This window comes from Cyanobacterium sp. T60_A2020_053 (assembly GCA_015272165.1).
Taxonomy (GTDB): Bacteria; Cyanobacteriota; Cyanobacteriia; order Cyanobacteriales; family Cyanobacteriaceae; genus Cyanobacterium.
The window spans coordinates 1-23,701 of record JACYMF010000012.1 but is presented as its reverse complement, the minus strand read 5'-3'; the positions used below and the strand labels follow the sequence as shown (position 1 = coordinate 23,701).

Here is a 23,701-nt window from a genome sequence, read left to right as displayed (position 1 = left end):
AGTTAGTATTTACTCAAAATTATCAAGATTGTAATAGAGAAATATCAGGAATATATTACCTCTCTAAATTAAACAAGGAAAGGTAAAATTAAGGTAAAATATTACCGTAAATACAAATTGCTATATCAGAGTAATTTCACTAAGTCTAATCTAAGTATGATTACTCGTTGATCTAAGTATAGTCAAAAATTCTTAATTCTTATTATTGTAACGTAATAGAATAAAAATGTTATCAAAATTACATTTTGAACTTGTGCAAGACTGGATATTGTTACTAAAAAAATTTGGAGATGAGTGGCAAAGCCAAAATCAACAGGCTTATCATCTTAGTGAAGAATGGCAAAAGATTCAGCAGTTTTTACAAAAAAAAATTCTACCTTTATCTTTCGATGATTTAGACAGTGAAAACCAAAGATTGTGGCAATCATGGCAAACGGAAACCCATCGTTATCTCCGTCTTTTGCACACAGATTTATTATTTTTTGCCACCGCCAAACAACCCCAGACTAAATCAATGAAAGCCTCCACCATTACTCAACATTGGCAAGGAACACTACAACTTAGTATAAACTTATTATCTACGGTGAAGGGCGCTTTTAAGTAGGTTTTGCACTCATTATTGAAATCCTGAGGGCAAATTCAGTAGATCGAAAAAGAGAGATATTGCTGGATAAACTCTCTAATCATCGGAAAACTGGGTCATCGCTCCCACAGATCAGTTATTAAAACTTGTTCTTTTGGAAATTAGTCTGCCCTTTTTACGCTTAATCGGTTTACTAATAGTTATTTGTTCAATTTCTTTAGTTCTTTCTTCCTTATCAATGGCTTGTAACTTAATTAATACTCCGGCAAATAGCCAATAATAAATAGCAACGGGATCAGTATCAAGAGGATACCAATAGGGAAAATAACCAATTACTAACATAAATATCCAGAAAGCGCCCGCAAAACTTTTTAAAACAGGGTCTCGTAAAGATCGATAAATTTTGAAGGTATAAAGGAGTAAATGGGTAATAAAAACTAGGAAAGCAATTAAACCCAAATAACCCACCTCATATAACACTTTGGGGTGATAGGTTTCTAAAAATGCCGTTGAACCAAAAGCTCTTCCTGAATTGGTTGCACTTCCCAAGCCTTTACCCAATAGTATTCCTCCATAGGAAACGCCATTTTGAGCAGCCCAATTCCATTGACGGATAATAAACTCTTGGGGGGGCGCTGTCTTCCAGCGCCCGATGGTGCTATCTATACGCTGCTGAATAAAATCGGGATTACGAGAAGCAAAAATAACTAAAACTAACGCCATACCTAAAGCAATGGGAAGAAAACGCTTCAACCGCACAATTTGACCTGTTAACACTAACATTACTAAAGTGAAAGCTGGAACGCCAATTAAAGCAGCCCGTTGCCCTGAAATAACGGCATTGATGAAAATTAAACCCAAGCCACCGAAACCAATTAACTGCCAAAAGAAAGATACTTCAAAAAAGGCAACAGTAAAACAAATCGCACTGTTGGCAATGAGAAACCAACCCCAATGCCAAGGTGAAACAAACGTACCGGGTAAACGAATTTGATTTTGTTCTGGAGTATAAAGGAGAGAACCACCCACAAAGCATTTAGCGTCCAAACTGGCTTGAAATAGCCCAGCGCCCTCCGTCAATGCACTGGTAGCCTGACAGCGCCCGGTTTTAAGAAAAGTATATTGAATAAAAGCTAAAGTACAACAAATAATAGCTAAAATAGCGAGAACTCGACCTAAAGTTAATAGAGTTTTTTTATCTTCAATGAGATAGTAAGCACAGAAAATGAGAGGAATATAACCGAGAAAAACTTTTAAGCCTAAAATACCCTGTAGAAAGGTTTGACCATCACGACAAATACCCGTGGAGGCAGTTTCACTTAAAAATGTGCAGGTGGGCGCAAATAATTCTAATCTAGCGTTAATGGCAAACAGAATCATTACACAAATTGCCACCAAAAAACTAAAAGTAGGTAATAACTGTTTAGCTACAAAAATCGGCTTATTGCGCCGTTGACAATCCACCAACAAAGCTAATAGGGCGGGGATATAAAAAACATCTTTAGCAATTTGAAATATTAGCTTTCCATCGGCTAACCAATAGGTAATCGTGCCTCCGAAAGGCATATAAATTAAAAATACCCACAATGCGGAACGGGGATAAAAATAAGACAAGATTAAACAGATAGTGGCAACACCAGCGCCCACCGCCAATTTAACTTCCGTCAGGAAAAGAGCGAACAAAGTTACTAATATTCCCAAGGATAGAGATAGCGCCCATGACAAAAACAATTTTTGTCGAGCTTTGCGTTGTTGTTTTCTCAGCGCTAGTTTGTCTTTGACACTGAGAGATTTTACTTCGTTATTGACAGTTTTTTGTTGACGGCGACGGGCGCTTATGCTAGTCATATTTTTTATACAAGAAAGAAGAAAGGGAAGCAGAGGAAGAAAGGGAAGCAGAGGTAGAAAGGGAAGCAGAGGTAGAAGGGGAAGCAGAGGTAGAAGGGGAAGCTGAGGTAGAAGGGGAAGCTGAGGAAAAAATAAGTTTAAATACTCAATATTTATTTAACCTTTGCCCTTTTGAGCAATTGTTTAACTATGCAAAGTTTTGAGTAACCACAGCTATCAAATTATCAGTCCAATGATTGACTAATTGTTCATTTTGTGCCTCAACCATAACACGAATTAAAGGTTCAGTGCCAGAAGCGCGCACCAAAACACGACCTTCAGCGCCCATCGCCCTTTCTGCTTCGGCAATGGCATTAACCAAAGCATCGCAATTTTGCCAATTTAAACGCTTTTCTCTGTCTTCAACTCTGACATTTTTTAACACTTGAGGATAAGGAGTAAAACTATTTGCCACTAAATCAGTTAAGCTAACCTGTTTTTCTTGGGCTAAAGCCGTTAAATGTAAAGCCGTTTGAATGCCATCCCCTGAAAAATGATGATGGTGACAAAGAATATGCCCAGATTGTTCACCTCCTAGCATAGCGCCCGTCTCCCACATTCTCGCTTGAACCTGTTGATCTCCCACCGCAGTGCGCAATAACTTACCGCCAAGATTTTGCCATGCCACCTCAAAACCTAAATTAGCCATTACCGTGCCTACCAACAAATTATCAGGTAATTGACCATGTTCCTGTAAATATTGCCCCCAAAGATAGAGAATATAATCCCCACAAACCTTGCGCCCTTCACCGTCTATGGCCATCACCCGATCCGCATCTCCATCAAAAGCAAAACCCATATCCGCTTGATAATGCTTCACAGCCTGTTGTAACTGTTCTAAATGAGTCGAACCACAATTAACATTAATACGATCTCCATCCGCTTGATGATGCAATGTAATCACATCAGCGCCCATGGCTTCAAAGATGGAGGGCGCTATTTCTACCGCCGCACCCCAAGCCAAATCCAACACAATGCGCAAACCCCGAAAATTGAGATTTTGAGGTAAAGAATTTTGTAAAAAACGAGTGTAGTTATCCGTTAACTGATGACGATGATAACTTTTCCCATATTTTGTGCCATGATAACTTCCCGATAATTGTCTCAGAATAGTTTCAATTTCTTGGGCAATGTGGGGATTTAATTTCGTGCCATCTTGACCAAAAAACTTGATACCATTATCCTCTGGTGGATTATGACTAGCTGAAATCATGATACCGCCCATAGCGCCCGTAGTCCTAGCTAAATAGGATACGCAAGGGGTAGGACATAAACCGATATTCCACACTTCCAAACCCGTAGCAGTTAAACCCGAAGCCATAGCCATAGACAACATATCGCTAGAATTGCGGGAATCTTGCCCAATAATCACCACCCTATGATTAATTTTATTCATTCCTTGCCACACCATTCCGGCAGCGATACCTAAATTTAAAGCTAAATCGGGGGTTAATAAATCTCCCACTTTGCCCCGAATGCCATCAGTGCCAAATAGTTTACTCGGTAGTTTTTGTTTCGGTGCATCTATAGATAAAACCATTTTTAATACTTCCTCACACAATCTCAATATTTTCTATAACTTAACTACATAGCTTATAGCAAAAACTCGAATTTAAACCATTAACCATTACACAAATCTTGATTAGACATCTCCAACAATTAGAATTTTTGCACAGTGAAACAGGCATCTTGCTTGTATTTCTGGAGAGGTGTTTCTCGCAAAGGCACGAAGACGCAAAGGGAATTTTTGTGATAATCTAAAGTCGGGTTGAAAGAAATAAAAACTGCCACAGGTGAGTCGGTAAGCAAAATTAATTGCGATTTTTATTTTTCTCAAAGTTATGATAACAGAGGAAGGGAAGGGGATGTGCGCCCCTTGTTAGCCCCTTGCCTATATACAATTAATTTTGCACGATAACTTAATGGAAAACAAAACCTTAAAAGCAATTCAAGAATTAATAGAAGTGGTGGCAAAATTAAGAGCGCCCTCCACCGGTTGCCCATGGGATTTAGCTCAAACTCAAACATCTTTGATACCTTATATTATTGAGGAAAGCTATGAAGTAGTTGATGCTATTCGCAGTCAAAATCAACTACAAATCGCCGATGAATTAGGAGATTTACTGCTACAAGTTGTTTTACAAGCACAAATTGCCCAAGATGAAGGACATTTCAGCCTCGAAGATGTGGCGCAAAATATCACCGAGAAATTAATTCGTCGTCATCCCCATGTATTTGGCAATGTGAAAATAACCGATGATACTCAAATCCATGAAAACTGGGAAAAAATTAAAGCTCAAGAAAAGGCTTCCCGTCAAGAATCAGCCTTTTTAAGTGATCAACTAACACAATATCATCGTAGTTTACCACCCTTGATGGCAGGTCAAAAAATCAGTAAAAAATCGGCGCGAGCTGGATTTGAGTGGGAAAATATCGAGGGCGTTTGGGAGAAATTCCATGAAGAGTTGGGAGAATTTCAAGAAGCCATTGAGGAAAATAATCAAAACCATGCAGAAGAAGAATTAGGCGATCTTTTTTTCACTCTAATTAATTTAGCTCGATGGTATGATTTGGATGCCACAAGGGCGCTACAAGGCACAAACCATCGCTTTATTAAGCGTTTAGCCGTGATGGAAAAATATGCCCAGCGCCCGTTATCCGAACATAACATTATGGAATTAGAAGCATTATGGCAGAAAGCAAAACAATGGATAATGGACAATGGATAATTGAAGGAATGCAGAATGTAGAATGCTAAACAACTCATTATAAATAAAATATTACTAAAAAATATTGAATTAACTTTATTTTCTAAATTCTAAATTCTACATTCTAAATTTTCTTCCCCTTTCTCCTCTGCTTCCCCTTGTCTTCTCCCTTACATTCCGGGTAAACCTAAACCGCCGGTTAAATCTTCCATTTTTTGGCGCATGGTATCGGTGGAGATTTGATAAGTTTGTTGGAGGGCGCTGGTGACACTAGCAGAAAGAGCTTCTGAGCCTTTCCCCATCGCTTCATCACTGATGATAACTCTTAAAGGCTCTTGATTACCGCTCATTACTACTGTAACTAAACCGTCTTCACTTTTGCCCTCAATTTCCATAGTTTCCAACTCTTGTTGGAGTTTTTTCGCTCCCTCTTGTACTTCTTGAGCTTTTTTGAAGGCTTCTGCAAGTTCCTTCATCTTACCTAAACCCAAGCCAAATCCTTTTCCTTTGTTCATGATATATATTTTTACTTTGCTATTTATTTCCGAATATCTTTCAGTTAGGTGGGTCATTAACCAAAATCAATATAGCACAAAATTGACAATGGATAGTGGGAAGAATGTAGAAGTAATTGTTTTCTAAATTCTAAATTCTAAATTTTTTCTCCTGTTTGCCCTTTGCTCCTTGCTCTTTGACCAAGACTCACAATAATGATATGATCACTTGGTTGAAAATTTGATTAGGTAAAAGCTATTTATACTCCGCCTCTAGCTCGATTAATTGAACAACTGCAAAAACTACCGGGGGTAGGTCCAAAAAGCGCACAGAGATTGGCTTTACATATCCTCAAGCGCCCTCCCCAAGATGCAGAAAATTTGGCTCAGGCAATATTAGAAGCCAAGCAAAAAGTAGGCTTTTGTCAGCGCTGTTTCCATTTATCAGCAGAACCAATTTGTAATATATGCAGTAATCCACAACGGGATAACACCGCCATTTGTGTCGTCACAGACTCTAAAGATGTCATTGCCTTAGAAAAAACTAGAGAATATCAAGGCAAGTACCATGTATTGGGAGGGGTTATTTCGCCCCTTGATGGCATTGGACCAGAACAATTAAATATTAAAGCCTTAGTGGAAAGAGTAAATAGAGAAAAAACTCAGGAAGTTATTTTAGCTATTAATCCTAGTGTAGAAGGGGAAACCACTACTTTATATGTAGGACAACTATTAAAATCTTTTACCAAAGTAACTAGAATTGCCTTCGGATTACCCATGGGCGGTGATTTGGAGTATGCAGATGAAGTTACCTTGGCACGGGCGCTATCCGGGCGCCGAGAATTAGATCAATAAAAAAAGTCTTCTCTTTATGGGAGAAGACTTAAACTTAGAAATTACAAAGGTTTTGGGAAAATTAACTTTCCATACCAGAAGAAACTTCCCCACTCATAGAACTGGCAAAACCACCACTGAGAACGTCAGCTTCTTTGACAAAGCCACTGTAAGCCTCCATACCATGTTCAGAAATATCCAAACCTTTAATTTCTTCTTCTTCATGAACTCTGATACCGATAGTTGCTTTAATGGCATACCAGAAGATGGTACTGACAACCACTGTAAAACCGCCTACCGTCAAAACACCAATTAACTGAGTAAAGAAACTATGACCATTAGTGCTAAAGATACCAACTGCTAAAGTTCCCCAAATACCACAAACTAAGTGAACAGAAGTAGCGCCCACCGGATCGTCAATTTTCAGAACTTGGTCAAAGAAACCAACGGAAAATACCACTAAAACTCCAGCAATAGCACCAATAATTACGGCACCAAAATAGGTAACATCACCGCACCCCGCCGTAATACCAACTAATCCAGCTAAGACACCGTTAATAATCATAGAAAGGTCTGGTTTACCATCTTTAATCCATGAAGTAGCAGTAGCGGTACAACCACCAGCAGCGGCAGCTAAGTTAGTAGTTAAAGCAATGTAAGGAACATTGGCAGTAGCTGCTAATTCTGAACCGGGGTTAAAACCAAACCAGCCAATCCAAAGAATTAAACAACCCAAAGTCGCAATACTCATATTATGACCGGGAATAGCGTTAGCTTTGCCGTCACTAGAGTATTTCCCTTGACGAGGACCGAGAATAGCTGCACCCATCAACGCTGCCCAACCACCAACGGAGTGAACAGCAGTAGAACCAGCAAAGTCACGGAATCCCATACTAGCTAACCAACCACCATCCCAAATCCAATGACCAGTAATAGGGTAAGCGATACCAACTAATAAAACGCTGAAAACTAAAAACGCATCAAAACGGATTCTTTCAGCTACAGCACCAGATACGATGGTAGCGGCAGTAGCAGCAAATGCCATTTGGAAGAAGAAGGAAATGGATTCAGGCACTTTTGTTAAGGTTTTAATTTCTACCTCTTGACCATCAACCATTTGTCGAACTATCTCAAAATGTTCGGCATCACTGTAAGGTAAACTGCTACCACCAAAGAAAAATCCACTGAAGCCGATAAAACCATTACCATTGCCATACATTAAGGCGTAACCAATAGCCCAATAAACTAAAGAAGCAATAGCAAAAACGATTAAGTTTTTCGCCAAGACATTGACAGCATTCTTTTGACGGCAAAAACCAGCTTCTAACATCGCAAAACCAGCATTCATGAAAACCACGAGAATTCCAGTTATTAAAAGAAAAATGGAATCAACTACTATTTTTAATTGAGCAACATCTTCTGGTTGACTAAAACCCTGAGCGCCCGCCGCCGCATTCCAAACTACCACGATCAGGGCGCTAAGAGGGATACAAGCTAACCAATAAGGGGAAAAAAGGTTACGAAACCAATTAATAGCATTTAATATAACACTGTCCTGATTTTTGGACCGAGACGTTTTTGATTGTATTTTTTTTGACATTATCACCATCGTTTTTAGATTGTTAATTCCTTTGACTAAGAAGGATCACTCCTCACCACGTTCCTCATACTATTTTTTTTACATCAATTACTGATGAAATTAATACAAGTCGATGATGTGATTTTTGAATTTTACAGGTCATGTTTATGACTGATAAATATTCATACTTTTCACCATGTCTTTTCTGTATAAGTAAATACAATTTGAGTAATTAGTTAAGAAATAATTAACAATAATTTTTGGTGATGGTGATTAATTATTAGCTTTCTGGTTCAACTAAAGAGCGATATTGGAGGGCGCTAAGAGTATCTTCTAATTCTTCGTTAGGATCATCAAGACGCACTTTTAATAACCAACCTTCTCCATAAGGATCATCTACGATAGCTTCTGGTTGCTCGATCAACATTTCATTACGATCAATTACTGTACCAGTAACGGGAGAATAGATTTCCGAAACGGCTTTTACTGATTCAATCGTACCAATTTGATCTCCAGCACTGATGGTATCACCGGCTTCCGCCAGTTCTAAAAATACCACATCTCCTAATTCTTCAAGGGCAAAGGCACTTAAACCGATGGTTGCCATGTCGTCTTCTTCGAGGCGCACATATTCATGGGTATCGAGATATTGTAAATCGTCAGGATATTCTAAGGTCATTATCTATTACTCATATTCAAAGAATCATTATTTATTATTCATCATTCTTTGTCGATCTTCAATTAATTAGGGATTGCTAAAAAAGTATTATTCTTACAAATCCAAAAAAAAACCTTCGGGCGTCTTTCCTTGTTTCGACTCCGAAGGCTTTCTTATTTCACTCCTCACTCAAATAACATTTAATACTAAATCCAGCGCCCTTCACTATTTACCTGTGACACTTTCTAAATTGGCACAGACTAATTTTAGAAATTAGGGAAAAAGACAACCTTCGTAAAAAGATAATTTGAACAGTAGTTCACCGCTACTCTTTATTACCTTATTTTAGTCTATGGCAATCCTCAATGGTTTATGCTAGAAAGCACCTTGTATAATAAAGAACATCGGAAATAGATAACCAAAGGGTAAAAATATGAGTAGTAGCGACTTATCCGCCGAAAAATTGTTGGTGCAACGCTACCAATTATTAGAAGTAGTCGGCACTGGGGCGATGGGTAAAGTTTATCGGGCGCTGGATAAAGCCTCCCCTAAAAATCAAGTAGCTGTGAAAATTTTAACTCGATCTCTTGACGATATGAAAATGATCGAGCGTTTCCAAAGAGAAGCTACCGTCAGCGCCCTTCTTGCGGAAAGATGCGAAAATATTGTCAAAGTTATGGATTATGGGGTGGACGAAAATAAAGTTCCTTTTTATGTGATGGAACTATTACAAGGGGAAAATTTAAGCGAAGTTATTGACATTCACACTGTTAGTTTACCAACATTTTTTGAATTTGCCCGACAAATTTGCAGCGCCATGGAAACTGCTCATAATGGTATCTTTTTTCGAGGAGAAATCTGTCCTATTATTCATCGTGATTTAAAGCCTACTAATATATTTGTGATTGAAAATCAAGACGGAAAAGAGCAGATTAAAGTGCTTGATTTTGGTATTGCAAAAATAGCACAAAGTGAAAATGATTATTCCGAAGAATTTGTTGGCACACCTCGTTATTGTTCTCCAGAACAACTACAAGGACATGAACTTGATAACCGATCTGATATATACAGCTTAGGAGTTATTTTATATGAAATGTTAACGCAAAAATTACCTTGGACAACAGAACATAATTCCGTTGGAGAATGGTTTAAAGCTCATGTAGAAATACCTCCTCAACCTTTACCTTATGAGTTAAATCTTCCTGATGAATTAAATGATTTAATCATGCAGTGTTTAGAAAAATCTCCCTCAAAAAGACCGAGAAATACTGGAGAAATTGCTCAAAAATTAGATAATATTGCTAGAAATATTTTAAAAATTAATTTAGTACAGACTATTAGTAGTAGTAATAATTATTATTTTGCCAATGAAGACCTAAAAATTGATTTAGATACTTTCTTATTAAATATGAGATGGCCTAAAGATAAACCAGAAAAAAAAATTGTTTTTCCTCGCCTCAGTAGCTATGAAGATGAAAAAATTGCTACTCTTTGCACGATGCTAGAAAGAGAAGATATTGAAAAAAGAAAAAATGATATTCGTTACAATCAGTTTATTTTTCAAAGTTATCCTCATCCCATGATTTTATGGATTACAGTGTTATATAATGCTGAGTGTGGCGCGCGCTGGTTGCCTTGCTACCTTGATTTGAAAACCAACATGGGAGAACAAATTGCCAGTTTATTAAGTGAAGTTAAAAGATATTATATTTTATTTTTCCCTCTTGAGCAAAATGGTAAATGTCATCACTTCATCCCCTGTAAAGTAATGCTCAAACAGCGCACGAATATCAAACAGTGGTTATCGGTAGGAAAAATGTTAAATGTTCAAGATAGTCGTCAATCTCAAATCAGTAAAAGAAAATTACAACAGGATTTTGAAATGATGAAGCCCAAAATTTTATTACAATTAGAAAAATCTCAAACTATGGAAATTTATGGATAAAATGAATAACTTAATGGAAATAATCAAAAAAGATTATCAGAATTTTCCTGAGAATCAAACTTATAATATCTATGCTGAAAATGTCCATTTCAAAGACCCAGTTTATGATTTTACAGGCTTAAAAAAATATCAAGAAATGATTGGTTTTTTGAGGAAATGGTTTGCTAATCTTCACCTTGAATTACACGAAATCAATGAAAATGAACAGGAAATTAATACTCTTTGGACCATGTCTTGGAATAGTCCATTACCTTGGCAACCCTTTATTTCTGTATCGGGTAGAAGTGTTTTAAAAGTAGAAAATAATTTAATTATTGCTCATTATGATTATTGGGATAAATCATTTTTGGATATGATTTTACAACATTTTAAATTTCACAAATAATCTTTCTATTTATAAATATGACGTTTGCATTAATTTTTAGTTAATTTAATAGACTGTTCATTCTTAGATTTTTTAGGAATTATCTTTATACCAAAACTCAGATATTGATCGATAATGTAGGGCATTTACTCCATAAGAAAATGAAGCAATACTAGACTATAATTTTTTATAGTTTTGCTCGTCTTGCAAAAAATAACTACCTTAATTAATCGTCATTTTCCGCTAAAAATTTACAAATATTATCAAACATAAATCATTGGCACTGACATTAATTTAATTGTAGGGTGGAGTGCGCCCTCCGCCGTAATCAAAGAAACTGAGAGGGGGTATCCAGCGCCCTTGCCAATAGCTTCATATAGTTACGATTATCAACAATATAAGAACCAAATCGCTCCAGATGAGGGTTTTGCATTTGGGCATCAAAAACCACGAATTGACGCTCCCGTAAGTGTTGTACCAGTCTTACCATTGCCACCTTAGAAGCATTAGGGATATTAAAAAACATCGATTCCCCAATAAAAGCACCACGAATGACGATACCGAGAATACCACCAGCTAACTTATCCCCTTGCCAAGTCTCGAAACTATGCGCCCATCCCGCCTGATGCAACTGCCAGTAAATTTCGATTAACTCTGGGGAAATCCAAGTTTGTTCTCGATTAGCGCAACCATAACATACTCCCAGAAAATCACGACTAATGGCTATAGAAAAGAGATTTTGATTCAAAACTCGTTGTAGAGACTTTGGATAGCGGAAACGCTCATCTAGGGGGATTAGAGTGCGTTCATTACTAGAGTACCACCCCAAATTATTATAGTCATCAGCCATCAAAAAATTACCGTGGGCGTATCCCTGAATAATGGCGGGAATATCTATCATAATGGCGGAAAATCCTTATAATTTTCAATAGGCAATAGTTTACATATAATATTTAATCATGTCTCAACCCATTCTTCCTATTGTTTTACCCCCCGTAGAAGACGCTGACGCAGAAAAAACATGGCTTAAACAGAATTTGCATCATTGGTTAAATGAGGAATTTTTACCTGAAGCCATTAACGAAATTATTGCTATTCGTGCCTCAGAAATTTTTAATCGTCAGCGTCTTGAGGGAGAAAATGATTTGGGTAGTTTAGTGATTGCCATTGTCACGGAAATGCAGTCGTTTGATTTTCAAAAAAGTTTTTATAGTGAATTTGCCATCGCTAATGCTGTTAGTGATTTAATTCTCAAAAGTTTCGGCATTGACACTTGTTGCGGAAACCGATAATGAATTATGAATTATGAATTATGAATTATAATCTCCCCTTCTCCCTTTCTCCCTTTCCTCCCTGTATGTTAAATTACTAAAACCTAATTATGACTGTATATTTGACGGGCGCTGGAATTGGTGGCATTGATTACCTAACGGTTAAAGCCTACCGTTTGATTCAAAAAGCGGAAGTAATTATCTATGATGCCTTAGTAGATGAAAGTATCTTGAGTCTAGCGCCCTCCACCGCTATCAAAATCCCTGTGGGAAAAAGAGGGGGGAAATTTAGCACACCCCAAAGCCGTATTAACAAAATTTTGACAGAATACGCCCTTAAATATGATATTGTAATTCGTCTTAAAAGCGGTGATCCTGCCATATTTGGGCGTATTAATCCAGAAATCAGCGCCCTTCACCGTATTAATGCTTCTGTGGAATTAATACCGGGTATCTCGTCAGTTTTGGGGGCGCCACTTTTGGCGGGGATAACCCTAACGGAAAAAAATCTTAGTAAAAATTTTACCGTTATCAGTGGTCATGATGCCGACAATTTAGATTGGCATATACTTAGTAAACTGGATACCCTAATTATTTTAATGGGGGGAAAAAACTTACCGATAATTATTGAGAAATTGCTCGAAAACCAGCGCCCTTCAACTCAACCCATTACAATCATTAAAAATGCTGGAAGAAGTAATCAGCAAATTTGGTATAGTAATCTGGGCAATGTAATCAATGAAACCGCTAATATTCAGCTTTCCCCTTCCGTAATTGTCATTGGTGATATGGCAAGAATGCAGAATGAAGAATGTAGAATGCAGAATTAATTGTTTTCTAAATTCTAAATTCTAAATTTTTTCTTCCCTTTGCTGTTCAGTGAAGCACAAAATCAGTTAAACTAAAAGAGTTCACCGATTTTAAGTCCAATGTAATAACTCTTCATGATTAATCATTTTTTGTTAACGGGAGGATTTGTCGTCCTGTTATCATTAATTGGGGTGGAAATAGTACGGGATTTATACCATGCGCTTTCCCATGTTTGGCAACCTTTATATCGTCTCCATGGTTGGCATCATCGCATTTTTCGACCTGATTTGTCCGTAAAAAGTGAGACAATTTACCGTCAGGCAAATTGGTACAATGATTTACCTGAATCCTTGGTAATGTTGGTTTTTAGCATTGTTTTTGCTCAAATTGTCATCATCAATAATTTTTTGCCTTCTGGTTATCAATGGTTGGCTTGGATTAGCTCAATTTATACATTAGGTTATGTTTTCGCAGCAGTGGCGAGGGGTTTTGGTTTGCCTTATGCTGATGAAATTACCGATTTAACCCACCGTCAAGGGGATTTTACCAGTTTACCGGCTAGTTTATTCGTTAATCGTACTTATCATTGGCGCCATCATTTTGAAAATCAAGATGCTTATTTTTGTGGCGCTTTAACTTTAGTTGATAAGATCATGGGTACTGCTTTATCTTTGAAAGGGAAAAAAATTGCGGTGACGGGCGCTAGTGGTACATTGGGAAGGGCGCTGATGGCTAAATTACATCAAAAAGGAGCTAAAATAACTGCCCTAACTTCTAAAAATCAAGATTTAAGTATTCAGGTTAATGGTGAAGAAATTCCCATTAAAACCGTTGCTTGGCAAGTGGGAGAAGAAGACAAGTTGGGCGATTTACTGGCTAACATCGATATTTTGATTATTAATCACGGTATTAATGTGCATGGGGCGAAGGGCGCTATTGCGGTGCAATCATCCTATGAAATAAATGCTTTTTCGGGATGGCGTTTGATGGAATTGTTTTTGCAAACCGTTAAAACCAACCGTGATAAAGCCATTAAAGAAATTTGGGTGAATACCTCTGAAGCGGAGGTAAATCCAGCATTTAGTCCATTATATGAGCTTAGTAAGCGCACCATGGGAGAAATTGTTACTCTCAAACGCATTAATGCGCCTTGTGTAATTCGTAAGTTAATTTTAGGACCTTTCAAAAGTAATCTTAACCCTATTGGCGTGATGTCAGCAGATTGGGTAGCACAACAAATTGTTAACCTTGCTCAAAGGGATTTTAGGAATATTATTGTTACCATAAATCCTTTAACTTATTTTGCTTTTCCTATCAAGGAAATTAGTAATACAATTTATTTTAAATTATTTACTAAATAGGTGGTGCTGAAAAAGTATTTTAGTGAGGGGAGGTGTCAGGTGTCAGGAGAAATGCTTATAAATTAAAGAGTTAAGCCTTTAAACCTTTGCCCTTTTTTAACCTTTGCCCTTTGCCCCTTTAACTTTGCCCTTTTAAAACCTTTGCCCTATACCCATCGATAATTTATCATACTCAAAGTAATAGAGCCGTATTATGCGCCATAGAAGAAAGAGAAAAGTAAATCAACCTAGCCAAAATTTAGATTCTTTTTTAGATGTTTTAACTAATACGGTTGGCGTTTTAATGTTTATTAGCTTATTTGTTAGTCTTTTAAGTGTTGATGTGGAGAGAATTATCAAAACTCCTCTGCGTGCGGAAACGGAAAAAGAGGGAAAATTTTTTGAATTAAGAGGGCAACAGGTTTTTTATGTCAGTAATCCTGAAATTGAGCGTAAAATTAGTGAATTATTTGACCGTTTACCCGACTGTGAGTTACCTGAAATACCAGAACGCATGAGTCAATATTTATATGATTATTATTTGGCTCAGGTAACGAGATATAGAAATTGTACCAATACAATTAGTCGAGAATTGGGTAATTTTTATTTTGATAATGGTGAATATGTGGTTACTTTTATCAATGATGGTTCGATTCGGTATGAACCAAATAGCCAAGCGGTGGGAGAAGGTAATAAGCAATTACAGGAGGAAAATTCTCGTTTTATTGGTTTTTTAGAAGCGTTAGACCCCCATACTGATTATATTGCTTTCATCGTGCGTCCTGATAGTTTTTCGACTTTTCGCGCAGCTAGAGAAGAAGCGATTAAACGAGGTTTTCAGGTGGGTTGGGAGCCTTTTGGACAGAATAGTCTACTGGTTTTTGGTTCGGGGGGGCGCGCTGTGGGAGTGCAATAATCCAGCGCCCTTCACCGCCATTTAATAAATTTTACGACTATAAAAATATAATTAATTTTGATTACCTACTCATATACTTTGTAAATAATTTAAAAACTCGATCAACTCATTATCATCAAGGAGATGGCGGGATTTTTTGCCATAGGTTTCCAATAGATATTTTTTTCCCTGTTCTTGAGTCCACCCTAAGCGCTTTAATTCTATGGTAGTTTGATCAATAACTTGGGTAAAATCAACGGTTTCGTTTAAGTCAAAAGAAGGGTTTTGATAGTTGTCGGGTGCTGATTTTTCTAAATTTAGGGGTAATTCTAAGTTGATTTGATCTTCTTCTGGGCTAATGGTAATTTCTTCTTCTTTATTTTCGATTATTTCTGGCACATAATTATTTTCTTCTTCAATACTTTGATTTTCTTTTTTTAAATAATTTTCTAAGGGAAAATTAGTTGTATTTTCTACTTTGGTGAGGGGTAAATTAACTGATTTCGATTCGACTTTTTTTACAGGTTGTATGGTCGGGGTGATGGGCGCTGGATTTGTTGTAATAGTAGCAGAGGATGCTTGATGAAGGGTAATAGAGGAAGCATTAATAAATTTTAACACCCTTTCTCGTGCCTTGTCTTCAGCGCCCTCCACCGTATCACCAGCCCCCATAGCTGTACCCAAAATCTGTTGATTTTGCTTTGCCGTCACTTTGACGACATATTTTCCTTGCTCAAATAATACTAATTTACTAACTAAAACTAGAGAATTATTTATGGACATAGAAGTAAAATTACTTAAAAGAGAACACTCTTACTAATGTACCTTGTTGTTGCAAATCTTGGGGCTTAACAGTAATTTGATTTGTGGACAAGATGCGAATATTCATGCCCTGTGCTTGAGCTAGTTTAACAAAATCGGTTACAGGTGCTAGTTCACAACTACTAGGATCAGCTTGGGGTGTTAAATATTGAGTGGGGATAATCATTTTAGGATTTAATACCCGAATGGCATCCATAGCTTCTTGGGGATTATAATTTTTAGCGCCCCCCCCCACAGGGATAAAAACAAGATCAGGAGTGCCAATCAAGATTCTTTGTTCAATATCAATAGGGGAAGCAATACCGCCAAGATGTACAATATTTACCCCACCTTGATTCCAACGCCACACTAAATTTTCCCCAAATCTTCTGCCTCTTTCTCGATCATGAAAAGTTTTAATGCCTTGAAAGCGAGTATTTTTTACTTCATAAGTACCAGATTCGATCATTAACTGAGGGTTATTAGGTAAATCCGTCACAGCGCCCTCATCCAGTAATCGACTACTAATCATCACTGCATCAGCTACGGCGAGGGGCGCTGGATAACTTGCCGTGCAACCGAGAGGTTGAAAAGGATTACTCAAAACCTTCAAGTTATCTCCCGTAAACAGAAAACAACTATGACCTAACCATTTTATCATTACTCCTGTATTATTTTGAGCAACAACGGGAGTATATCGAGTAGCAAGAAGACTGGTTAAAACTCCATATCCCGTTAAGCGAATCCAATGACGGCGATTAATCATGACAGTAAATATATGATAAAAAGAAAATTTAGAGTTGTGGTCGTTGAATTAAAGGTAAATGTTCCCTTTTGGGATTATACCCGACAAAAGCAAAGAGGTGTCAGGCTTCGGGTGTCAGGTTTCAGGTGAAATGATTATAAATTAAAGACTTTAGCCAAGATAGTAAAAAAACTACCTTTGCCCTTTTTATTAATCTTGAAATAATGGAGTGCTTAAATAGCGCTCACCAAAGCTAGGTTGTATCATAACAATTAATTTACCCTTATTTTCTAGTCTTTTGCCTAATTTCAGCGCCCCCGCCAAAGCTGCTCCCGTAGAAATTCCCGCTAAAATCCCTTCTTCCCGTGCTAAACGGCGCCCGTAACCGATAGCCTCATCGTCAGTAACAGTAATAATTTCATCGATTAAATCAACCCGTAACACTTCAGGAATGAAACCAGCTCCGATACCCTGTATTTTATGAGAACCGGGCTTATTTCCTGATAATACCGCACTATTGACAGGCTCAACCGCAATAGCTTTAAAATTCGTCTTTTTACTCTTAATTACTTCACTTATGCCCGTAATTGTGCCACCCGTGCCAACACCCGCCACCAAAAAATCTATTTTGCCATCAGTATCCGCCCAAATTTCCTCAGCCGTGGTTAAGCGGTGAATTTCTGGATTAGCAGGATTGTTAAATTGTTGTAACATATAAGCATGGGGGATGGTTTCCACGATTTCCTGCGCCCTTTCGATGCAACCGCGCATCCCTTCGCTACCCGGCGTTAACTCTAATTTTGCCCCAAAAGCTCTTAACATAGCGCGCCTCTCCGAGCTCATAGTCTCAGGCATGGTTAAAATTAACTTGTAACCTTTAGCTGCTGCTGCCATAGCTAAAGCGATGCCTGTATTACCAGAAGTCGGTTCAACTAAAATAGTTTTATCGGGGCTAATTAATCCGGCTTTTTCAGCAGAGTTAATCATGTTGACACCGATTCTATCTTTCACCGAAGCAGAAGGATTCATGCCTTCTAATTTAATTAAAATTTCTGCCTGACAACCTTCACTTTGAGGAATGCGATTTAACTTGACGAGGGGAGTTTTACCGATTAATTCGGTGATATTTTGTGCGACTTTCATTATGAATTATGAATTATGAATTATGAATTATGAATTATGAATTATGAATTATGAATTATGAATTATGAACTATAAATTATCATTTTTTGCCTCCCTTTCTCCCTTTCTGCCCCTTCTCCCCTTCTCCCCTTCTCTAAGTAAATAAAGGCAAAAACAGAGTAATAAAATAATAGACGACGGGCGCTGTAAAAATATAACTATCAGTACGATCTAAGATACCACCATGACCGGGGATGAGGGCGCCGGAATCCTTAACTCCAGCATCTCGTTTCATCATCGATTCCATCAAATCACCTAATAAACTCACGACACCGATTAGAAAGCCGAGGAGGGCGCCTGTCACTCCCCACCAATGCCACTGTAACAACCAAGCACCAAGTAAACCAATGATAATACTACCAGCAACACCAGATAAAGAACCTTCAACAGTTTTTTTCGGGCTAATTTCCGATAACTTAGTTTTCCCAAAATTTTTACCAATCAAATAAGCACCAATATCCGCCGCCCAAATACAAGCCATGGCCACAAAAGTTATTTTTAAAGCATCAGGAAAAGTATTAAAATCCAACGGATGAAGAGGAAAATAACCATCTAAAGGTAGATTATGGATATTGGGAATAATATGAGAATAATTTTCCTTATCCAAACTCACCCGTAAACGAATCCAATAACTAGGTAAATAACCAGCATAAAATAAGCCCAAAATAGAGGTAGAAATATCAGCAATAGTGGCTAACTTAGGCTGAAAAAGTAAATAAAAACAAATCAGCGCCCCTCCTAAAGCAAACATGGCATCGGTAAAACGAGGAGTTAACGTGGCACAAATTAACAACAACTGCGATACTATCATGGTAGTTTTGATAGCCGGTTCAATACCTTTGGCTTTTACCAAGCGAAAATACTCTGATTGAGCCAAAAAAACTAAAACACCAAAAGCGATGGCAAAGTACCATCCTCCTACCACAATCATAATCAGGGCAAGGGCAATGGCAACAATGGTACTAATGGTTCTGGTATAGGGCATTATGGGTGGTGAATACTTAAATATTAATGTGTTGAAGTCTCAATCTTTTATTCTAGCTTAACCACATAAATTCAAGAGCAAATTTGAAGTAAAAAAAATTAAGATAATTAGTAACTTATCAAGAAAAAGACTTATGCTAATTAACCTGAGATGGCAAATTGATAATGGATAATTGACAATTACGAGGTAGGTTTTAGTATCTTCGTGTAAGAGATTTACTAAATCTTAGATTTTCTATATAAACGGATCTAAAATGACATAAAAGGACAAATAAATAAAAAGTTTGTGAAAGTATTCGATTTCGGTTTCAGAAAAGTAATATTTGATGTACGATAAAGGGAGATTTTGGTTGCCCCTTTTGGGGAAGTACCTTACAAAAATAGGATAGTAATACTATTAACGCTTCCGTGGGTGAAGCAGTCTGTTAAATCAGATAACATAAGTGTCTTAAAAATATTTTTTAAGGCTTTGAGGGATACCTCCTTTTGAGTATTTTACTCAAATGCTATTGCAGTTTATTACGGTATATGCCGTTTTATTCTGCATAAACGTATCAGATGTAATCTTGTATTCTTCTACAAGCTCAATCCAATACAAGCTAAAATACTTTTGCTATATTTTACACAAGAAAAAAGGCGCCATATCTAGCGCCCCCCTTCTTATATGGAACTGAGCAGAGTCGAACTGCTGTCCAAATTAGTTATTTACCTATCGCTCATTCACAGGTTTAGCCTTTCTAGTCCATCAGGCGGGAACTATCAATTATCCCTGATAGCAGGATTTTCCAGTATTATCTTAACTCTTTAACTGACTGAAAACAGTATGAGAGGGCATCCGTTAAGGGTTGCCTATAATGTTTAACGGAGTCACACTATAAGCGCTCGAACCAAGTTTTTTGGTCTTAGGCAGCTACAGGAGCGGCTTTACGAGCAAAAGGAACGATGTTGTTCGCATTTACTATTTTTTTTGAATCTTTTATTTACGAGAGGAGATTCACTCTCGACCTGTATCACGGGTCAGCTTTCACTAACCTGTCGAAACCGTTACAGCCCCTTGATATATTCTTATCGTAACTGTTATTTTTAAAAATGACAATTAATTTTCAGACAAAATTGGTAAAACACTATTTTTGACTTAATCTCTGGTAAGTCTGTAAAGCATCAATGAAAAAATAATCGCCCCAAATCAAACCGTTATCATAAACGTTGGTGGGCGCTATGGATTCATAATGATGATAGCATCCATGCTTTAAAATGCTCATTTCTTCATCATCTATGGCTAAATATTAATGTTAGCGAAAATTTAAAGTTTCTTGATCTATTCTTAACCATAACTGTTATTTTTAAAAGTGATAACTAATTCACCAAAAAAAATGTCATCTAATTCCTTCATCCCTGTTTATCTGGATATTGCTCAAATGGCGGCGCGCGCCGGGGGTGCTGTTTTACAACATTATTGGGGTAAACAGTTATCTATTACCGAGAAGGGGCACGCTGGGGATTTAGTCACGGAAGTTGATCGCAATTCGGAAAAAGAAGTAATTGCCACGATTAAACGTCATTGTCCAGACCATGGTATCCTAGCAGAAGAGTCGGGGCTGAGTGCCTCTAATAACGGTTTTCAGTGGGTAATTGATCCTTTAGATGGTACGACTAACTACGCCCATGGCTATCCCCAAGCAGGGGTTTCAGTAGGTTTGATCATTGATGGTATTCCTTCGGTAGGGGCGGTTTATAATCCCATGCGTGATGAGTTGTGGTGCGCCGGTGTGGGTATGGGCGCTACTTTGAATAATATCCCCATCCAAGTTTCTGATACTACGGAGTTAAAAAACAGCCTTTTAGTAACGGGTTTCGCTTATGATAGGCGCGAAACTACTGATAATAATTATGCTGAATTTTGTTATCTTACCCATTTGACGCAAGGGGTGAGGCGCGCTGGTAGTGCTTCCCTCGATCTCTGTGACTTGGCTGGAGGGCGCTTGGATGGTTATTGGGAAAGAGGTTTAAGCCCTTGGGATTTACTCGCCGGGGTGGTTATTCTGCGAGAAGCTGGAGGAAATATCACTGCTTATGATGGTAGTATTTTTGATCTTAACAGTGGTCGTATCCTAGCAACTAATGGTAAAATTCATCAGCAATTACAAGATGCTTTAGCCAAAACACCTCATTCTCCAGCATTTTCTTTTTCCGTTTAGGGATTACTGAAAAGATATTTTGGGTGAAGGTAATGGATAGTGGTAAGAATACAAAATGTGGAAGGCAGAAGTAATTGTTTCCTGCATTTTTTCTCCCTTTTGCCCCTTGCCCTTTGCCCTTCGCCCTTATAAGATAATGAGTGATTAAAACTCACAATAACCTGTTACCGTCACTATGTCTGAAATTATTACTTTAGATCAGGTTTCCTTATGGCGACGCACTCAAGAAGAATTTAATTATGATCTTAAAAAAACCATCTTTGCTTTTTTAGAAGGAAAATACGTTAAACCAAATAAAAAAAAAGTTCTTAATAACATTAACTTAACCATTGAAAAAGGTGAAAAAGTTGGCATTATTGGTGCTAATGGTGCTGGAAAATCGACACTTTTAAAAGTAATCTGTGGTATTCTTAACCCCACTCAAGGAAAAGTTAGAGTTGATGGTAATATAGCGCCCCTCATCGAGTTGGGAGCGGGTTTTAATCAAGATATGACCGTAGAGGATAACATTATTTTATACGGGGTATTATTGGGTTATGGTCGTCAGGAGATGAAACAGCGCACTTCTGCTATCTTAGAATTTGCTGAATTAAATGAATACGCTCATATTCCGGTCAAAGGTTTGTCATCAGGAATGAAAGCGCGCCTCGGTTTTGCCATTGCCACTGATGTACAACCAGATATTTTAATCTTAGATGAGGTATTATCCGTAGGAGATGCTCGATTTACCCAAAAATCTCGTCAGCGCATTGATGGATTATGGCAGGATAACAGTACAATTTTATTTGTATCCCATAGTTTAGAATATGTACAGGCATTATGTACTAAGACTATTTGGCTCGAAAATGGTACGGTTAATTTTCTTGGAGAAACCAATGAAGCCATCGAACTTTATCTCAAGGCTGTAGGAGTTTCAAACGGTTAAAGGGCAAAGATAAATTTAATTGTGTATATACAAAGAGAGCATATCTTCTCACCTTTTGCTCTTTTTTGTTAACAAGGTTTTACAATAGTTAGGCGTATTTATAGTGGCACAGTGAAAATGACGACAGTAGGTGTAATTGGCGGTGGGCAACTGGCTTGGATGATGGCAAAAGAAGCGCCCACCATCGGTGTAAAATTAATGGTACAAACTCCAGATGAGCATGATTCTGCCGTAAGTCTTGCTGATAAAATAATCCCAGCGCCCGTCACCTCTCTTTCTGGTACAAAAGAATTAGCTCAATATTGTGATGTCATTACCTTTGAAAATGAATTTGTGGATTTGGAGGGATTGCAGAAATTAGCAGATGAGGGGGTTTGTTTTCGTCCTTCTTTACAGAGTTTAGCGCCTTTGTTGGATAAATATGATCAACGTACTTTTTTAGCTGATTTGGGCTTACCCGTGCCAAAATTTAAGGCTTTGAAGGGCGCTGGTGACTGTCAAGAGTTTGGTTTTCCTGTGGTGCTGAAGGCTCGTCGTCATGGTTACGATGGGCAAGGTACAATAGTTGTTAGAAATAACACTGAGTTAAATTCTGCTTTGGCTCAGTTACACCATACAGATGTATTAATTGAAGAATTTATCCCTTTCGAGAGGGAATTGGCGGTGATAGCCGCGCGTAGTGTGACGGGGGAAATTGTGATTTATCCTGTGGTGGAAACTTACCAAAAAAATCAAATTTGTCATTGGGTAATCGCCCCTACTAAACTTAGTTTATCTCAACAAAAAACCGTAGAAAATATTGCTCAAACTTTGTTGAGGGCGCTGGATTATGTTGGCGTAATGGGTATTGAATTATTTTTAACTAAAGAAGGTAATATTTTAGTTAATGAAACAGCACCCCGCACCCATAATTCTGGACATTATACCCTTGATGGTTGTATTACTTCTCAATTTGCTTTACAGTTACAAGCGGTTACGGGGAAGCCTTTTACCAAGTTAAATTTACTGGGGCGAGGGGCGCTGATGGTTAATTTATTAGGTCATAATAACCCTGATACTGATTATGAATTAAAGTTAAATCAACTGTCAAAAATTCCCCATAGTTTTATTCATTGGTATAATAAAAAAGGAACTAGGTTAGGAAGAAAATTAGGTCATATTACTATTATTTTACATAGTGAAAATATTGAAGATGAAGCAAAAGATATTATTAAACAGATTGAAGCAATCTGGAATTAATGAATTATGAATTATGAATTATGAATTATGAAGTTTTAATATTTAATAATCAGTGCGTAAATCCTAAATTATCAATTATCCATTGTCAATTTGCCCTCACAACAACACTTTTTGATCAAAGGCTAATTATCAGGTGGTATTATAAAAAAAACGGCGTTGCATCATTGCGGGATGATGTGCAATTTTCTGATAGGTTGAAACAACTGTAATATTAAAGGCGATGACCTTTTTAAAATAAGTGACAATCTCTCATAAACTT

Annotated in this window: 23 protein-coding genes and 1 other RNA gene; 12 read left to right on the top strand and 12 right to left on the bottom strand. The window is 37.5% G+C overall.

All coding sequences use genetic code 11. The annotated features are described in order from the left end of the window. The first annotated feature begins 226 nt into the window (after positions 1–226). The gene (patD, locus tag IGQ45_01730; GenBank protein MBF2055945.1) at positions 227–604 is read left to right on the top strand and encodes a heterocyst frequency control protein PatD; all 378 of its coding nucleotides are present in this window, start codon (positions 227–229) and stop codon (positions 602–604) included. A 111-nt stretch (positions 605–715) separates the two neighbouring features. Here the strand turns inward: patD and IGQ45_01725 are convergent, their stop codons facing one another. Beyond that, on the bottom strand, positions 716–2,431 hold the full coding sequence (locus IGQ45_01725) for a hypothetical protein (protein MBF2055944.1): 1,716 nt from the start codon (positions 2,429–2,431) through the stop codon (positions 716–718). A 187-nt stretch (positions 2,432–2,618) separates the two neighbouring features. Beyond that, entirely contained in the window at positions 2,619–4,010 is a 1,392-nt protein-coding gene (locus IGQ45_01720; GenBank protein ID MBF2055943.1) for a phosphoglucosamine mutase, read from the bottom strand. A 382-nt stretch (positions 4,011–4,392) separates the two neighbouring features. Between IGQ45_01720 and mazG the strand changes: the two genes are divergently transcribed. After that, positions 4,393–5,199 (top strand): nucleoside triphosphate pyrophosphohydrolase, encoded by an 807-nt coding sequence (gene mazG / locus IGQ45_01715; GenBank protein ID MBF2055942.1) that lies wholly within the window; start codon positions 4,393–4,395, stop codon positions 5,197–5,199. 149 nt (positions 5,200–5,348) lie between these two features. Here mazG and IGQ45_01710 read toward each other — a convergent pair whose 3' ends face one another. Next, positions 5,349–5,693: a YbaB/EbfC family nucleoid-associated protein gene (locus tag IGQ45_01710; GenBank protein MBF2055941.1), complete on the bottom strand. Its 345-nt coding sequence runs from the start codon at positions 5,691–5,693 to the stop codon at positions 5,349–5,351. 237 nt (positions 5,694–5,930) lie between these two features. Between IGQ45_01710 and recR the strand changes: the two genes are divergently transcribed. Continuing rightward, positions 5,931–6,527 (top strand): recombination protein RecR, encoded by a 597-nt coding sequence (recR, locus tag IGQ45_01705; protein MBF2055940.1) that lies wholly within the window; start codon positions 5,931–5,933, stop codon positions 6,525–6,527. A gap of 61 nt (positions 6,528–6,588) precedes the next feature. Here recR and amt read toward each other — a convergent pair whose 3' ends face one another. Both amt and gcvH read right to left on the bottom strand, forming a co-directional pair. Continuing rightward, entirely contained in the window at positions 6,589–8,115 is a 1,527-nt protein-coding gene (gene amt / locus IGQ45_01700; GenBank protein MBF2055939.1) for an ammonium transporter, read from the bottom strand. Positions 8,116–8,365: 250 nt separating this feature from the next. Further along, on the bottom strand, positions 8,366–8,764 hold the full coding sequence (gene gcvH, locus IGQ45_01695; protein MBF2055938.1) for a glycine cleavage system protein GcvH: 399 nt from the start codon (positions 8,762–8,764) through the stop codon (positions 8,366–8,368). 412 nt (positions 8,765–9,176) lie between these two features. On the opposite strand from gcvH, the gene IGQ45_01690 reads away from it, so the two are divergent. Next, positions 9,177–10,688 (top strand): serine/threonine protein kinase, encoded by a 1,512-nt coding sequence (locus IGQ45_01690; GenBank protein ID MBF2055937.1) that lies wholly within the window; start codon positions 9,177–9,179, stop codon positions 10,686–10,688. A 1-nt stretch (position 10,689) separates the two neighbouring features. Next, positions 10,690–11,073, top strand: a complete 384-nt coding sequence (locus IGQ45_01685) for a DUF2358 domain-containing protein (protein ID MBF2055936.1) — start codon at positions 10,690–10,692, stop codon at positions 11,071–11,073. 307 nt (positions 11,074–11,380) lie between these two features. Here the strand turns inward: IGQ45_01685 and IGQ45_01680 are convergent, their stop codons facing one another. Beyond that, entirely contained in the window at positions 11,381–11,953 is a 573-nt protein-coding gene (locus IGQ45_01680) for a leucyl/phenylalanyl-tRNA--protein transferase (GenBank protein MBF2055935.1), read from the bottom strand. 58 nt (positions 11,954–12,011) lie between these two features. Here IGQ45_01680 and IGQ45_01675 point away from each other — a divergent pair, with 58 nt between their 5' ends. The 4 genes from IGQ45_01675 to IGQ45_01660 all read left to right on the top strand — a co-directional run bounded on the left by IGQ45_01675 (position 12,012) and on the right by IGQ45_01660 (position 15,389). Continuing rightward, entirely contained in the window at positions 12,012–12,344 is a 333-nt protein-coding gene (locus IGQ45_01675; GenBank protein MBF2055934.1) for a hypothetical protein, read from the top strand. 89 nt (positions 12,345–12,433) lie between these two features. Continuing rightward, positions 12,434–13,153: a uroporphyrinogen-III C-methyltransferase gene (gene cobA, locus IGQ45_01670; GenBank protein ID MBF2055933.1), complete on the top strand. Its 720-nt coding sequence runs from the start codon at positions 12,434–12,436 to the stop codon at positions 13,151–13,153. A 114-nt stretch (positions 13,154–13,267) separates the two neighbouring features. Further along, complete coding sequence (locus IGQ45_01665; GenBank protein MBF2055932.1) at positions 13,268–14,494, top strand: bifunctional sterol desaturase/short chain dehydrogenase; 1,227 nt, start codon at positions 13,268–13,270, stop codon at positions 14,492–14,494. Positions 14,495–14,687: 193 nt separating this feature from the next. After that, a complete protein-coding gene (locus tag IGQ45_01660) occupies positions 14,688–15,389 on the top strand; it encodes a hypothetical protein (protein MBF2055931.1) in 702 nt (233 codons plus the stop codon). A gap of 69 nt (positions 15,390–15,458) precedes the next feature. Here IGQ45_01660 and IGQ45_01655 read toward each other — a convergent pair whose 3' ends face one another. From IGQ45_01655 to IGQ45_01630, 6 genes are all read right to left on the bottom strand, one after another. Further along, positions 15,459–16,151 carry a hypothetical protein gene (locus IGQ45_01655; GenBank protein ID MBF2055930.1) on the bottom strand — a complete coding sequence of 231 codons (693 nt, stop codon included), beginning with the start codon at positions 16,149–16,151 and terminating at the stop codon, positions 15,459–15,461. Between the two features lie 10 nt (positions 16,152–16,161). Then, positions 16,162–16,935 (bottom strand): MBL fold metallo-hydrolase, encoded by a 774-nt coding sequence (locus IGQ45_01650; GenBank protein MBF2055929.1) that lies wholly within the window; start codon positions 16,933–16,935, stop codon positions 16,162–16,164. Between the two features lie 189 nt (positions 16,936–17,124). Continuing rightward, positions 17,125–18,057 (bottom strand): cysteine synthase A, encoded by a 933-nt coding sequence (gene cysK, locus IGQ45_01645; GenBank protein MBF2055928.1) that lies wholly within the window; start codon positions 18,055–18,057, stop codon positions 17,125–17,127. A 133-nt stretch (positions 18,058–18,190) separates the two neighbouring features. Further along, complete coding sequence (locus IGQ45_01640) at positions 18,191–19,081, bottom strand: phosphatidate cytidylyltransferase (GenBank protein MBF2055927.1); 891 nt, start codon at positions 19,079–19,081, stop codon at positions 18,191–18,193. 661 nt (positions 19,082–19,742) lie between these two features. Beyond that, positions 19,743–20,134: a transfer-messenger RNA gene (ssrA, locus tag IGQ45_01635) on the bottom strand. A gap of 70 nt (positions 20,135–20,204) precedes the next feature. Then, a complete protein-coding gene (locus IGQ45_01630) occupies positions 20,205–20,342 on the bottom strand; it encodes a hypothetical protein (protein MBF2055926.1) in 138 nt (45 codons plus the stop codon). 111 nt (positions 20,343–20,453) lie between these two features. Here IGQ45_01630 and IGQ45_01625 point away from each other — a divergent pair, with 111 nt between their 5' ends. The 3 genes from IGQ45_01625 to IGQ45_01615 all read left to right on the top strand — a co-directional run bounded on the left by IGQ45_01625 (position 20,454) and on the right by IGQ45_01615 (position 23,442). After that, a complete protein-coding gene (locus tag IGQ45_01625; protein ID MBF2055925.1) occupies positions 20,454–21,278 on the top strand; it encodes an inositol monophosphatase in 825 nt (274 codons plus the stop codon). A 175-nt stretch (positions 21,279–21,453) separates the two neighbouring features. After that, on the top strand, positions 21,454–22,203 hold the full coding sequence (locus IGQ45_01620) for an ABC transporter ATP-binding protein (GenBank protein ID MBF2055924.1): 750 nt from the start codon (positions 21,454–21,456) through the stop codon (positions 22,201–22,203). 117 nt (positions 22,204–22,320) lie between these two features. Continuing rightward, a complete protein-coding gene (locus tag IGQ45_01615) occupies positions 22,321–23,442 on the top strand; it encodes a 5-(carboxyamino)imidazole ribonucleotide synthase (GenBank protein ID MBF2055923.1) in 1,122 nt (373 codons plus the stop codon). Positions 23,443–23,701: the final 259 nt, after the last annotated feature.

Excerpts from the sequence above, each read along its gene's own strand:
- patD (MBF2055945.1), top strand. The coding sequence starts at position 227 with ATGTTATCAAAATTACATTTTGAACTTGTGCAAGACTGGATATTGTTA.
- IGQ45_01725 (MBF2055944.1), bottom strand. The coding sequence starts at position 2,431 with ATGACTAGCATAAGCGCCCGTCGCCGTCAACAAAAAACTGTCAATAAC.
- IGQ45_01720 (MBF2055943.1), bottom strand. The coding sequence starts at position 4,010 with ATGGTTTTATCTATAGATGCACCGAAACAAAAACTACCGAGTAAACTA.
- mazG (MBF2055942.1), top strand. The coding sequence starts at position 4,393 with ATGGAAAACAAAACCTTAAAAGCAATTCAAGAATTAATAGAAGTGGTG.
- IGQ45_01710 (MBF2055941.1), bottom strand. The coding sequence starts at position 5,693 with ATGAACAAAGGAAAAGGATTTGGCTTGGGTTTAGGTAAGATGAAGGAA.
- amt (MBF2055939.1), bottom strand. The coding sequence starts at position 8,115 with ATGGTGATAATGTCAAAAAAAATACAATCAAAAACGTCTCGGTCCAAA.
- gcvH (MBF2055938.1), bottom strand. The coding sequence starts at position 8,764 with ATGACCTTAGAATATCCTGACGATTTACAATATCTCGATACCCATGAA.
- IGQ45_01690 (MBF2055937.1), top strand. The coding sequence starts at position 9,177 with ATGAGTAGTAGCGACTTATCCGCCGAAAAATTGTTGGTGCAACGCTAC.
- IGQ45_01685 (MBF2055936.1), top strand. The coding sequence starts at position 10,690 with ATGAATAACTTAATGGAAATAATCAAAAAAGATTATCAGAATTTTCCT.
- IGQ45_01680 (MBF2055935.1), bottom strand. The coding sequence starts at position 11,953 with ATGATAGATATTCCCGCCATTATTCAGGGATACGCCCACGGTAATTTT.
- IGQ45_01675 (MBF2055934.1), top strand. The coding sequence starts at position 12,012 with ATGTCTCAACCCATTCTTCCTATTGTTTTACCCCCCGTAGAAGACGCT.
- cobA (MBF2055933.1), top strand. The coding sequence starts at position 12,434 with ATGACTGTATATTTGACGGGCGCTGGAATTGGTGGCATTGATTACCTA.
- IGQ45_01665 (MBF2055932.1), top strand. The coding sequence starts at position 13,268 with ATGATTAATCATTTTTTGTTAACGGGAGGATTTGTCGTCCTGTTATCA.
- IGQ45_01660 (MBF2055931.1), top strand. The coding sequence starts at position 14,688 with ATGCGCCATAGAAGAAAGAGAAAAGTAAATCAACCTAGCCAAAATTTA.
- IGQ45_01655 (MBF2055930.1), bottom strand. The coding sequence starts at position 16,151 with ATGTCCATAAATAATTCTCTAGTTTTAGTTAGTAAATTAGTATTATTT.
- IGQ45_01650 (MBF2055929.1), bottom strand. The coding sequence starts at position 16,935 with ATGATTAATCGCCGTCATTGGATTCGCTTAACGGGATATGGAGTTTTA.
- cysK (MBF2055928.1), bottom strand. The coding sequence starts at position 18,057 with ATGAAAGTCGCACAAAATATCACCGAATTAATCGGTAAAACTCCCCTC.
- IGQ45_01640 (MBF2055927.1), bottom strand. The coding sequence starts at position 19,081 with ATGCCCTATACCAGAACCATTAGTACCATTGTTGCCATTGCCCTTGCC.
- IGQ45_01630 (MBF2055926.1), bottom strand. The coding sequence starts at position 20,342 with ATGAGCATTTTAAAGCATGGATGCTATCATCATTATGAATCCATAGCG.
- IGQ45_01625 (MBF2055925.1), top strand. The coding sequence starts at position 20,454 with ATGTCATCTAATTCCTTCATCCCTGTTTATCTGGATATTGCTCAAATG.
- IGQ45_01620 (MBF2055924.1), top strand. The coding sequence starts at position 21,454 with ATGTCTGAAATTATTACTTTAGATCAGGTTTCCTTATGGCGACGCACT.
- IGQ45_01615 (MBF2055923.1), top strand. The coding sequence starts at position 22,321 with ATGACGACAGTAGGTGTAATTGGCGGTGGGCAACTGGCTTGGATGATG.